This is a genomic window from Cellulomonas sp. NEAU-ZC6 (assembly GCF_056844425.1).
Window position 1 is genome coordinate 1375953 of sequence record NZ_JBXFYH010000001.1, and the last position, 12974, is coordinate 1388926.

Genomic DNA, 12974 nt, shown 5'->3' on the forward strand with positions numbered 1-12974 from the left:
CAGATGACGAACATCGGACCGGACGTGCAGGTCGCCGTCGAGGGGCCCGGCGGGCCCGTCGAGGTGCCCACCCAGGACCCGACCACCGCCACCGGGCCGGAGCCCGCGCGCGGCCGGGCCCGCCCGGCGTGGCGGATGCTGCTGCCGACCATGACGCCGTGGCTCGCCACCGGCCTCGTGCTCATCACCGGCGTGCTGCTGCTCGGCGTGGTCGGGCCCTACCTGGTCGGCGACCCCGACGCGATCAGCGACGTCGGCCTCAGCGGCCCGTCCGCCGAGCACTGGCTCGGCACCACCCAGACCGGGCAGGACGTGCTGGCCCAACTGGCGTACGCCACCCGCGGCTCGCTGCAGATCGGCCTGATGGTCGGCGTGCTCGCCACTGTGCTGTCGGCGTTCTTCGGCATCTACGGCGCCTACCTGGGCGGCGCGGCGGACGAGGGGTTCTCGCTGCTCTCCAACGTGTTCCTGGTGATCCCCGGCCTCCCGCTGGTGATCGTGATCTCCGGGTTCGTGCCGCGGGAGAGCCGCGGGCTGTGGACCATCGCGGTGGTGCTGGCCCTGACCTCGTGGGCCGCGTCGGCCCGCGTGCTGCGCGCGCAGACCCTGTCCGTGCGGTCCCGCGACTACGTCGCCGCCTCCCGGCTGTCCGGCGAGAAGCCGTGGCGGGTCATCGGCGTGGAGATCCTGCCGAACCTGCTGCCGGTGCTCGCGTCGCAGTTCGTGTACGCCGTGATCGCGGCGATCCTCGGCGAGGCGGGGCTGTCGTTCCTCGGCCTCGGCGCCTCGAACGCCTCCACGCTCGGCACGATGCTGTTCTACGCGCAGAACGGGTTCGCGCTGCCGCTCGGCGCCTGGTGGTGGTTCGTCCCGCCGGGCCTGGTGATCGCCCTGTTCGGCATGGGCCTGTCCCTGGTCAACTTCTCGATCGACGAGATCATCAACCCCCGCCTGAAGAACGCCCGGACCGCGCGCCGTCGCGCGAAGGCGGCCGCCCGCGCCGCCAGGAAGGCCGCCCGATGACCGCGCTCACCGACCGGGTGCCGCACGCCGCCGTGCCTGCGCGCCGCCCCGTGCTCACCGTCACCGACCTGACCGTCGTCTACGACGTCGAGCAGCCCGTCACCGCCGTGAAGAACGCGAGCCTGCAGCTGGGCCGCGGCGAGATCCTCGGCCTGGCCGGGGAGTCCGGCTGCGGCAAGACGACGCTCGCGTACGCGGTCAACCGCCTGCACCAGGCGCCGGCCCGCATCGCGTCCGGGTCCGTGGTGTTCCACGACCGGGACGGCGGCGACGTCGACCTGCTCGCGCTCGGCGAGGAGCCGCTGCGGAAGTTCCGCTGGTCCCAGCTGTCGATGGTGTTCCAGGGGGCGATGAACTCGCTCAACCCGGTGCGCACCGTCGGGTCGCAGCTGGACGACACCCTCCGCGCGCACTCCTCGATGTCCAGGGCCCAGCGCCGGGCACGGTCCGCGGAGGTGCTGACCCGGGTCGGCGTCGACCCCGGGCGGCTGCGGTCCTACCCGCACGAGCTGTCCGGCGGCATGCGGCAGCGCGTGATGATCGCGATGGCCATGCTGCTCGAGCCGCAGATCATGATCATGGACGAGCCCACCACCGCCCTCGACGTGGTGGTGCAGCGCGAGATCCTGCGCGAGATCGTCCGGCTGCGCGACGAGCTCGACTTCGCGGTCGTGTTCATCACCCACGACCTGCCGCTGCTGCTGGAGATCAGCGACCGGATCGCCGTCATGCTCGCCGGCGAGATCGTCGAGCTGGAGACCGCCGCGCAGCTGCACCGGTCCCCCGCCCACCCGTACACCCGCCGGCTGCTCGGGTCCTTCCCCAGCCTGTCCGGCGAGCGCGGCGCGTTCATCCGCGACGGCGTCGACCCCGAGGAGGGCACGGCATGACCTCCGTGCACGTCACCAACCTGACCAAGGACTACGCCCTGCGCTCCGGCCTGCGCCGCAGCACGCTGCGGGCCGTCGACCGGGTGTCGTTCGACCTGGTGCCGCGGCGCACCGTGGCCCTGGTGGGCGAGTCGGGCTCCGGCAAGTCCACCATCGCCAAGCTGCTCACCCGGATGGAGAAGCCGTCCGCCGGGCGGATCGACGTGCAGCTGGACGACCGGACGCCCGTGATGGGGTCGGTCTACCAGCGGCACGTGCAGATGGTGTTCCAGGACCCGTTCGCGTCGCTCAACCCGTTCCACCCCGTCGAGCACCACGTCGCCCGGCCGCTGCGGATCCACCGCCGCACGCACGACGCCGCGTCCACGCACGCCCGGGTGCTGGAGATGCTGGAGCGGGTCAACCTGCACCCCGCGGAGGACATCGCCGCCCGCCGCCCGCACGAGCTGTCCGGCGGGCAGCGGCAGCGCGTCGCGATCGCCCGCGCGCTCGCCCCGGGGGCGCAGGTGCTCATCGCCGACGAGCCGGTGTCGATGCTCGACGTGTCCATCCGGCTCGGGGTGCTGAACCTGCTCGGCCGGCTGCAGCGCGAGGACAACCTGGCCGTCCTCTACATCACGCACGACCTGGCCACGGCGCGGCACTTCTCCGACGAGATCCTCGTGCTCTACCGCGGCCGGGTGGTCGAGCGCGGGCCGTCCGACGCCGTCATCCTCGATCCGCACCACGACTACACGAAGATGCTCGCGATGGCCGCCCCCGACCCGGACCGGGTGGGCAGCGTCGGGCGCGAGGGCGACACGGCACCGGCGCGGGACGGCATCGACAACTCGGTCTGCTACGACCACACGCTCGGCGCGTGGGTGCCGATCGACGAGGCGGAGGCGGCGTCGTCCGAGGCGACGGCCTCGGCCGCGGCGTCCGCGAAGGCCGCGGCGAAGGAGCGGGCCCGTGCCTGAGTTCGTCAGCGCCGTCGTGCCCCCGCCGCCTGCCGACGCGCCGCCTCCGGTGCACCTGGTCGACGGCCTGGCCTACGGCGGCGACTACAACCCCGAGCAGTGGCCCCGCGAGGTCTGGCACGAGGACGTCGCGCTGATGCGCGAGGCCGGGGTCAACCTGGTCACCCTGGGCGTCTTCTCCTGGGGCCTGGTCGAGACCGCGGACGGCACGTTCGACTGGACCTGGTTCGACGAGGTGGTCGAGCTGCTGCACGCCCACGGCATCGCGATCGACCTGGCGACGCCGACCGCCGCGCCGCCGTCCTGGCTGCACACCGCGCACCCCGAGGTGCTGCCGTACGACGCGGACCTCTACCAGCAGCCGCCCGGCGGCCGGCTGGCGTGGTGCCCGAGCAGCGCGGTGTTCCGGCGGTACGCGCTGCGGTACGTCGAGGCGCTCGCGCAGCGATACGGCCGACACCCCGCCGTGCGGCTGTGGCACGTGAGCAACGAGCTCGGCGGCGGCAACGCCCGGTGCTACTGCGACGTGTCGGCGGCGGCGTTCCGCGACTGGCTGCGCGACCGGTACGGGTCGCTCGACGCCGTCGACGAGGCCTGGGGCACCGCCCAGTGGGGCCACCGGTTCGGCGCGTGGGACGAGATCCTGCCGCCGCGCGGCAAGCACGGCGCGCCCAACCCGGGGCTGTACCTGGACTACGAGCGGTACTCCTCCGACGCGCTGCTCGCGCACTACCTGGCGGAGCAGGAGGTGCTCGAGCGGCACTCCGACGCGCCCGTGACCACCAACATGATGGTCGGGCCGGGGGCGCAGGTCGTCGACTACGCGTCCTGGGCACCGCACACCGCCGTCGTCGCGAACGACCACTACACCCTGGTCGACGACCCGGACCGGGAGCAGGACCTCGCGTTCGCGGGCGACCGGATGCGCGGCATGTCCGCGGGCCGGCGGCCGTGGCTGCTGATGGAGCACTCGACCGGCGCGCCCAGCTGGCAGCAGCGCAACCGCGCCAAGGACCCCGGCGAGATCGCCCGGAACGCCCTCGCGCACGTCGCGCGCGGGTCCGACGGCGCGCTGTTCTTCCAGTGGCGCGCCTCGACCGCGGGCGCCGAGCAGTTCCACTCCGCGATGCTGCCGCACACCGGCACCCGGTCCCGGATCTGGCGGGAGGTCGTCGAGCTCGGCGGGCACCTGCGGGCGCTCGCCGAGGTGCAGGGCTCGGTGGTCGAGCCGGCGCGGGCGGCGATGGTCGTCGACGACCCCGCGGGCTGGGCGCTGCAGCACGGCCTGACCCCGCACCGGGCGCTGCGCTACGGGCGCGAACTGCGCACCTGGCACCGCGCCCTGTGGGAGCGGCAGGTGCTGTGCGACGTCGTGCCGCCCGGCACCGACCTGGACGGGTACGACCTGGTGCTCGTGCCGACGCTGCTGGTGGTCGACGACGCCGAGGCCGCCCGGCTGCGCGCCGTTCCCGAGCGCGGCGGCACGCTGCTGGTCACCTACCTGTCCGGCGTGTGCGAGCCGACCGGGCGGGTGCGCACCGGCGGGTTCCCCGGGGCGTTCCGGGACGTGCTCGGCGCGTGGACCGACGAGTTCTACCCCCTGCAGGCCGGCGAGCACGTCACCCTCGACGACGGCAGCACGGTCGCCGACTGGACCGAGCGCGTCGAGCTCGACGGGGCCGAGGCCGTCGTCCGGTACACGTCGTCGTCCCTCGCCGGGGCGCCGGCGGTGACGCGGCGTGCGGTCGGCGCGGGCGGGGCGGGCGGCGCCGGCGGCAGCGCCTGGTACGTCTCCGCCGCGCTGCCCCGCGAGGGCGTCGACCGGGTCGTCGACCACCTCGTCCAGGACGCGCGCCTCTCCCCCACCGTCGAGGCCGACCCCGGCGTCGAGGCCGTGCGCCGCGTCGCTCCCGGCGACGCGGCGGGTGCGTCCTGGCTGTTCCTGCTCAACCGCACCGACGTCGACCGGAAGGCGACCGCGACCGGCACCGACCTGCTCACGGGCACCGACCACGGCCCGGTCGTCACCGTGCCCGCGGGCGGCGTCCGGGTGCTGCGCGAACCGTCCTGACCCCGCTCGACGCCCCCCCTCGCCCGGCACCCCGGCCGACCCCGACCCCGCGCCCGCCCTGCGACTCCCCGCGAACCCTGCGACTTCTCTGCGACCTCCCCGCGACATGCTCGCGGCACCAGCGACACCCCAGGAGCACCCCGTGCAGCACACCGTCCTGTCCGACGGCTGGACCGTCACCGCCACCGCCGGCCCCGTCCCCGCCGCGATCGCCGGCACCCTCGGCGCGGGCCTGCCCGCGGCCGTCCCCGGCTCCGTGCACGTGGACCTGCTCGACGCGGGGCTGATCCCCGACCCGTACCTCGACGCGAACGAGGCCGCCGTGCGCTGGCTGCACGACGCCGAGTGGCGGTACGAGCGGCAGCTCGTCCTCGACCCGGCCGCCCCCGGCGAGCGCGTGGACCTGGTGCTGGACGGCGTGGACACCGTGGGCACCATCGCCCTCGGCGACCGGGTGCTCGGGTCGACCGCGAACATGCACCGCTCCTACCGGTTCGACGTGCGCGCGTTCGCCGACGGGACCGCCCGCGCCCTGACGGTCGACCTGCGCTCCGCGACCGCCTACGCCGACGAGGTGCGCGCCGCCCTCGGCGACCGGCCGTCCGCGTACAGCCCGGTGCCGTTCAACTTCGTCCGCAAGATGGCGTGCTCGTTCGGGTGGGACTGGGGCCCCGACCTGCGCACCGCCGGGCTGTGGAAGCCGGTGCGCGTCGAGCGCTGGTCCGTCGCCCGGCTCGCGCGGGTCCGCCCGCTCGTCACGCTGGACGCCGACGGCACCGGCCGCGTCACCGTGCACGTCGACGTGGAGCGGGCCGGGCTCGAGGACGCCACGGCGCTCACGGTCCGCGCCGGTGTGCTCGGCGCGACCGCCGAGCTCACGGTCCCGGCCGGCGCCAGCACCGCGACGGTCGAGCTCGCCGTGCCCGACGCCCCCGTCTGGTGGCCGGTCGGCCACGGCGACCAGCCGCTGGCCGACCTGGAGGTCACCCTGCTCGACGCAGGCCCGCGCGCCGCTGCGTCCGCGCTGGACGCGTGGCGGCGCCGCATCGGCTTCCGGTCCGTCGAGGTCGACACCTCCGACGACGAGCACGGCACGCGGTTCACGGTCGTCGTCAACGGCCGCGCCGTCGAGGTGCGCGGCGCCAACTGGATCCCCGACGACCACCTCGTCACCCGGATCACCCGCGAGCGCCTGGACCGCCGGATCGACCAGGCCGTCGGCGCGCACCTGAACCTGCTGCGGGTCTGGGGCGGCGGCATGTACGAGTCGGAGGACTTCTACGCGGCCTGCGACGAGCGCGGCGTGCTGGTGTGGCAGGACTTCCTGCTCGCGTGCGCCGCCTACCCCGAGGAGGAGCCGCTGCGCTCCGAGATCGAGGCGGAGGCGCGGGAGAACGTCGTGCGGCTGATGCCGCACCCATCGCTCGTGGTGTGGAACGGCGGCAACGAGAACGTCTGGGGCCACGAGGACTGGGGCTGGAAGCAGCTGCTCGGCGACGCGACGTGGGGGCGCTGGTACGCCGAGGAGCTGTTCCCGGCCGTGCTCGCCGAGCTCGACCCGACCCGGCCGTACGCCACCAACAGCCCGTTCACGCCGCGCCGCGACCCCGCGGACGTGCACCCCAACGACCCCGACCGCGGCACGCACCACCAGTGGGACGTGTGGAACCGGGTCGACTACACGCGGTACCGGTCGGAGATCCCCCGGTTCTGCTCCGAGTTCGGGTTCCAGGGGCCGCCCGCCTGGCGCACCCTCACCGAGTCCGTGCACGCCGCCGACGGCCGGCCGCTCGCCGACGCCGCCGTGCCGCAGGAGGACCCCGTGTTCCTCGTGCACCAGAAGGCCGACGACGGCAACGGCAAGCTCGACCGCGGCATGGCCCCGCACCTCGGCGTGCCGCGCGACTTCGCCGACTGGCACTGGGCCACCCAGCTCAACCAGGCGCGCGCCGTCCGGCACGCCGTCGAGCACTACCGCTCCTGGTGGCCGCGGACCGCCGGCTGGGTCGTCTGGCAGCTCAACGACTGCTGGCCCGTCACCTCCTGGGCCGCCGTCGACTCCGCCGAGCGCCCCAAGCCGCTGTGGTTCGCGCTGCGCGCCGCGAGCGCCCCGCGCGCGGTGTTCCTCGTCGAGCGGGACGGTGACCTCGCCCTGGTCGCGACCAACGACACGGACGAGCCCTGGACCGGGTCCGCGGACGTGCGGCGCGAGTCCCTGCTCGGCGTCGTCGCCGCGGCGGGCCGGCTGGCCGTCGACGTCGCGCCGCGGTCCGTCGTCGTGCTGCCGCTCCCGGCCGACGTCGCGACCCACGGCGACCCGTCCGGCGAGGTCGTCGTCGCCCGGTTCGGCGCCGGACCCGACGCGCGGGTCGCGACGCACGCGTTCGTCGAGGACGTCGCGTCCCGGCTCGACCCCGACGCCGTGCGCGCCACCGCGGCCCGCGAGCCCGGCGGGTACCGGGTGGACGTCGTCGCGCGGTCGTACGCCCGGGACATCACGCTGCACGTGGACCGGCTCGCCGCCGACGCCCGGGTCGACCAGGCGCTCGTGACCCTGCCCGCCGGTGAGCGCGCGACGTTCCACGTCACGACCGACGCCGTGCTCGACCTGGCCGACCTGGTCGCCGCCCCGGTGCTGCGCTCCGCGAACGACCTGCGCGGGGTGCCCCACGTCGACGCGCCGCCCGCGGCCGTCGCGGGTGTCGCGAACGCGACGCCGGAGCCCGCGCTGGAGGAGGCCCGATGAGCACCGTCGGCCCCGCTTCCGCCGGCCCGGCGCCCCGGCGGTTCCCGCGGGACTTCGTCTGGGGCGCGGCGACCGCGGCGTACCAGATCGAGGGCGCCGTCGACGAGGACGGCCGCGGCCCGTCCATCTGGGACACGTTCTCCCGCACCCCCGGGGCGGTACTGCACGGCCACACCGGCGACCGCGGCACCGACCACTACCACCGCCTCGACGAGGACGTCGCGCTGCTCGCGGACCTGGGCGTGGGTGCCTACCGGTTCTCCGTCGCCTGGCCGCGGGTCCAGCCGACCGGCAGCGGCCCCGCCAACGCCGCGGGGCTCGCGTTCTACGACCGGCTCACCGACGCCCTGCTCGCCCGTGGCGTCGCACCGGTTGTGACGCTCTACCACTGGGACCTGCCGCAGCCGCTGCAGGACGCGGGCGGCTGGCCCGCCCGCGACACCGCGTGGCGGTTCGCGGAGTACGCCGGACTCGTGGCCGACGCGCTCGGCGACCGGGTGGCGCTGTGGACCACGCTCAACGAGCCGTGGTGCTCCGCGTACCTGGGCTACTCCTCCGGCGAGCACGCGCCCGGCGTCCAGGACCCGGCGCAGGCACTGGCCGCCGTGCACACGCTCAACCTGGCGCACGGCCTCGGCGCCCGGGCCGTGCGCGCGTCCGTCGGCGACGCGGCCCAGGTGTCGCTCACCCTGAACCTCCAGGTGAACCGGGCGTCGTCGACGGCGCCGGCCGACGTCGCGGCGAAGCAGCGGCTGGACCGGGTCGCCAACGAGGTCTTCCTCGGCCCCGTCCTGGACGGCGCGTACCCCGAGGACGTGTTCGCGGAGACCGCGCACCTCACCGACTGGTCGTTCGTCCGCGACGGCGACCTGGACCTGGTGCGCACCCGCCTCGACGCGCTCGGCGTGAACTACTACACGACCTCCCTGGTCGGCGCGGCCCCCGAGATCGGCGACGAGGGCGCGGCGGCCGGTACCGAGAGGACGGTGGCCGGTGACGTGTGGGCGGACGCGGATGCCGACGCGCCGGACGTGCCCGCCGCCTCGCCCGGGTCGGTCGTGCACCCGCCCGCCGACGTCGCCACCGGAGTCCGGTGGCACCACCAGGACGGACCGCGCACCGCGATGGGCTGGGTGGTCGACCCGTCCGGGCTCACGGAGCTGCTGCTCGACCTGCACCGCCGCCGGCCCGACCTGCCGCTGCACATCACCGAGAACGGCGCCGCCTACGCCGACGAGGTGTCGCCGGACGGCCGCGTGCACGACCCCGACCGGGTGGCGTACCTGCACGCGCACGTCGACGCGGTCGGCGCCGCGATGGACGCCGGCGCGGACGTGCGCGGGTACTTCGCCTGGTCGCTGATGGACAACTTCGAGTGGGCCTACGGGTACGAGCGCCGGTTCGGCATCGTGCACGTCGACTACGACACGATGAGGCGCACCGTGAAGGACTCCGGGCACTGGTACCGCCGCCTCGCGACGACCGGCGTGCTGCCGCCGCCGGACGCGAGCGGGCCGGGCGCGGGCGGGTCTGGTGGGGGCGAGGGCGGCGAGACGCCGGGGAGTGCGGCTCGCCCGAGCCAGCCCGGCCCGGGCGAGCCGGGTCCGAGTCGACGGGACGAGGACGAACCCGGCCGGGGCGCGCGGGGCGAGGTCAGTACGGCGGTTCCTCGTCCGGACCGGGCGGGGGCGGCAGCGACCTGAGAAGCTCGGAGCGCGTGTCCGGTGCCGTCGGCCGCAGGTCGGGTGGGTCGGTGTCGACACCGGGCCGCACGTCGTAGACGTGCCCGGTGGGCGTGACCCACACGAACTCACCGGGCGCGCGCTGGCGCAGCCGGAACCCGCCCTCGGTCTTGACCAGGTGGTCGCGATGGCACAGCGGTCCGAGGTTGTCCGCAGCGGTGGTCCCGAGCGGCTCGTCGCCCGGGTCCCGCCCGCGCCGGGCGTGGAACTCCTTCGTGTGGTCGAGGTCGCAGGACGCCGCGGCCGCGTCGCACGACGGCTGGACGCAGGTCCGGTCCCGCGCCCGCACGTGGGCGGCGAGCGCCGCCGTCGGCCGGTAGCGGGTGCGGCCGAGGTCGAGCACGGCACCCGTCAGCGGATCCGTGACCAGGCGCTGCCAGACCCCGCCCGCGGCGAGTGCCCGCGCCGTCTCCGCGCTCACCGGCCCGTAGCCGGCGAGGTCGGCGGGCTCCTCGTCGAGACCGAGGAGCGTGGACATCGCCACGGTGACGTGGACCTGGGTGACGGGACGCCGCCGCGCGGGGCACGGCGTGCCACCGGCGGTACCAGTGCCGGTGCCGGTGCCGGTGCCGGTGTCGGTGTCGGTGTCGGTGTCGGTGTCGGTGTCGGTGTCGGCGGGATCGGACGCCATCCCCGCGGCATCGGACGCCGTCCCGGTGGCCCGGTCGGCATCGAGGGCGGCGGGCTCGGGTCCGGCCGGGGCGTCGGACGCCGTACCGGCCGTCGGGTCGGCGCCCGCGCAGGACGTGTGCAGCACGAGGTCGGTCAGGCCGTCCGCGCGGAGCTGGTCCAGCGAGCGCCCGTCCCCGGCGGCGCGCGCGGTCCGCGCGGCGGCGTCGAGCGTGGCGTGCATCCGCATCGCGCTCGCCGCCGGCAGCACCGCGTACAGCCCGGCCATCTCGTGCGGGAGCGGCCGAGGCTTGTCGACGCGCCGTCCGGCTCGCGCGTCCTTCCTCCGAGCGGCGGCCTCGGCGGGGTCGACGCGGATCAGCGCGCGCTCCACGTCACCACGCAGCTGGGAGACGGTCCTGCGGTGCGCCCGGGGCAGCACGGCCTCCTGCACGTCGAGCGCGACCGGCACGGGCAGCCCGGCGAGCCAGTCCGCCAGCACGCGCGCCCGGGGCTGGTCGATCACGCCGCACGCCAGCGCCTCGCCGGTCGCGCTCAGCTCGCGCTGGAACGAGCGGCCGTCGGCGGCCATGCGCCGGGCGGCCCGCCGCGACCACGCCAGCCGCATCGCGAGCTCCTCCCCCACCACGCCCTCGTCGGCCCGCCGCGGGTTCTGCACCGACCAGTCCGGGCGCATCGAGTCGCGGTCGGACAGCGCGGCGGCGTACCGGCCCGAGGCCGCCTGAGCCCAGGACGCGAGCCGCACCGCCGCCGCCGCCAGCTCCACCAGCGCGTGGTCGCTCGCCTGCTCGGGGTCGATCCGGGTCAGCAGGACGGCGAGCTCCGGGCCGGGCGCCATCGCGGCGAGGTCGACGCCGGGGTCGTCGAGGTCGGGTGCCGCGGGCTCGCAGTCGGCGGGTGCCTCGGGGTCCGCCCACCGGAACGGGAAGCGCGTCGACGGGTCGGGGGCGCTCGTCGCGGCGCGCAGCGCTTCCTGCCCTTGGTCGGCGACGGCGGCGACCCGGTCCGGCGGGAACGCCGCGGCCGGCTTCGGCCGGACGAGGTCGGCGTGGCGGAGCGCGTCCGCGAGGAGGGTGTCGACGACGGGGCGGTGTCCCGCAGGACCGCCCTGCCGCGGGACACCTCGGCCGGCACCGTTCCGGGACCGGGCCGGTCCGGGTGCACCGGCGCGCGACGGACCCGTCGAGGGGCGTCGGCGCAGGTCATCGGGCATGGCCCGAACCTACCGACGACCACTGACACGCCTCCTCGGACCACCGTCGGGCCCGACCGGACCGGGTCCGGAGCGGCCCGGGCCCCGGGAGCAGCCGGCGCTCCGTACCGACGCGCGCGTGTCAGGGGCGCGCGGCAGGATGGCGGACGTGCTGCTCGCCGACGTCGCCGCCACCTCCGCCGGCCTGGCCGCGACCCGCTCGCGCCTCGCCAAGCGGGCGCTGCTGGTCGACCTGCTCGGTCGCACCGCGCCCGCCGAGGTGCCGGTCGTCGCGCGCTACCTCGCCGGCGAGCTCCGTCAGCGCCGCACCGGGCTCGGCTGGCGGTCGCTGCAGCAGCTGCCGACGCCGGCGGCCGAGCCGAGCCTCGACGTGCTCGCGGTCGACGCGGCGTTCGAGCGCATGGCCGGGCTGTCCGGTCCGGGGTCCGCGGGTGCGCGCACCACGCTGGCCGCGGAGCTGTTCGGCGCCGCCACCGCCGAGGAGCAGCGGTTCCTGGCCGGCCTGGTCTCCGGCGACGTCCGGCAGGGTGCGCTGGACGCCCTGCTGCTGGACGCGGTCGCCGAGGCGGCAGGCGTGTCCGTCGCGACCGTGCGCCGCGCCGCGATGCTCGCCGGTGCCAGCGAGCCCGTGGCCGAGGTGGCGCTCGGCGCCGCCGACCCGGCGGCCGCGACCGCCGCGCTGGAGGCGTTCGGCCTGACCGTCGGGCGCCCGGTCCGGCCGATGCTCGCCGCGTCCGCACCGGACGTCCCGACCGCGGTCACGGGGTTCGGCGGCCGGGCGGTGGTCGTCGACGCGAAGCTGGACGGGATCCGGATCCAGGTGCACCGCGACGGCGACGACGTCCGGGTCTACACCCGCAGCCTGGACGACATCACCGCGCGGGTGCCGGAGGTCGTCGAGGCGGTGCGCGGGCTCCCGGTCCGGACCGCGGTCCTGGACGGCGAGGCGCTGGCGCTGGGCCCGGACGGGCGGCCCCGGCCGTTCCAGGAGACCGCCGCCCGCAGCGCGACCCGGGACGCCGAGCTGGCCGCGGCCACCGCGCTGCGGCCGTTCTTCTTCGACGTGCTGCACCTGGACGGCCGCGACCTGCTGGACGCGCCGCTGACCGAGCGGCTCGCCGTGCTGGACGCCGTTGCCCCCGCGCACGCGGTCGAGCGCGTCGTCACCGCCGACCCGGACGTCGCCCAGGAGGCGTTCGCCGGCTGGGTCGCCGCCGGCCAGGAGGGCGTCATCGTCAAGGACGCGTCCGCACCGTACGAGGCCGGCCGCCGCGGTGGTGCGTGGGTCAAGGTCAAGCCGCGGCACACGCTCGACCTGGTGGTGCTCGCCGTCGAGCGCGGCTCGGGCCGGCGGGCCGGGCAGCTGTCGAACATCCACCTCGGCGCGCGGGACGGCGACGGCGGGTTCGTGATGCTGGGCAAGACGTTCAAGGGCATGACGGACGAGATGCTCGCCTGGCAGACGGCGCGGTTCCGCGAGCTCGAGGTCGCGGACGACGGCTGGACGGTGACGCTGCGGCCGGAGCAGGTGGTCGAGATCGCGTTCGACGGGGTGCAGCGCTCGCCGCGGTACCCCGGCGGGATGGCCCTGCGGTTCGCCCGGGTGCTGCGGTACCGGGACGACAGGACCGCGGCGGAGGCGGACACGCTGGACACCGTGCGGACGCTGGCCGCGCCGGGCCGGACGGACGCCACCTGAC

The 12974-nt window shown here is 76.0% G+C and carries 8 protein-coding genes; 7 read left to right on the top strand and 1 reads right to left on the bottom strand.

The genetic code is table 11. The features are described 5' to 3' along the window. The first annotated feature begins 3 nt into the window (after positions 1-3). From AC1050_RS06345 to AC1050_RS06370, 6 genes are all read left to right on the top strand, one after another. Positions 4-1023: an ABC transporter permease gene (locus tag AC1050_RS06345; RefSeq protein ID WP_482386515.1), complete on the top strand. Its 1020-nt coding sequence runs from the start codon at positions 4-6 to the stop codon at positions 1021-1023. Beyond that, entirely contained in the window at positions 1020-1913 is an 894-nt protein-coding gene (locus tag AC1050_RS06350; RefSeq protein ID WP_482386516.1) for an ABC transporter ATP-binding protein, read from the top strand. The genes AC1050_RS06345 and AC1050_RS06350 overlap by 4 nt, the downstream gene beginning before the upstream one ends. Then, positions 1910-2872, top strand: coding sequence for an ABC transporter ATP-binding protein (locus AC1050_RS06355; RefSeq protein ID WP_482386517.1), 963 nt, complete (start codon positions 1910-1912; stop codon positions 2870-2872). Before AC1050_RS06350 ends, AC1050_RS06355 begins: the two co-directional genes overlap by 4 nt. After that, positions 2865-4943: a beta-galactosidase gene (locus tag AC1050_RS06360; RefSeq protein WP_482386518.1), complete on the top strand. Its 2079-nt coding sequence runs from the start codon at positions 2865-2867 to the stop codon at positions 4941-4943. Before AC1050_RS06355 ends, AC1050_RS06360 begins: the two co-directional genes overlap by 8 nt. Before the next feature lie 142 nt (positions 4944-5085). Next, a complete protein-coding gene (locus AC1050_RS06365) occupies positions 5086-7689 on the top strand; it encodes a glycoside hydrolase family 2 protein (RefSeq protein WP_482386519.1) in 2604 nt (867 codons plus the stop codon). Then, positions 7686-9392: a glycoside hydrolase family 1 protein gene (locus AC1050_RS06370; protein WP_482386520.1), complete on the top strand. Its 1707-nt coding sequence runs from the start codon at positions 7686-7688 to the stop codon at positions 9390-9392. Before AC1050_RS06365 ends, AC1050_RS06370 begins: the two co-directional genes overlap by 4 nt. Here AC1050_RS06370 and AC1050_RS06375 read toward each other — a convergent pair. Further along, positions 9343-11274 (bottom strand): HNH endonuclease signature motif containing protein, encoded by a 1932-nt coding sequence (locus AC1050_RS06375; RefSeq protein WP_482386521.1) that lies wholly within the window; start codon positions 11272-11274, stop codon positions 9343-9345. The two genes, AC1050_RS06370 and AC1050_RS06375, sit on opposite strands and share 50 nt — an antisense overlap. Before the next feature lie 148 nt (positions 11275-11422). Here AC1050_RS06375 and AC1050_RS06380 point away from each other — a divergent pair, with 148 nt between their 5' ends. Continuing rightward, positions 11423-12973, top strand: coding sequence for an ATP-dependent DNA ligase (locus AC1050_RS06380; protein ID WP_482386522.1), 1551 nt, complete (start codon positions 11423-11425; stop codon positions 12971-12973). Position 12974 lies beyond the last annotated feature (1 nt).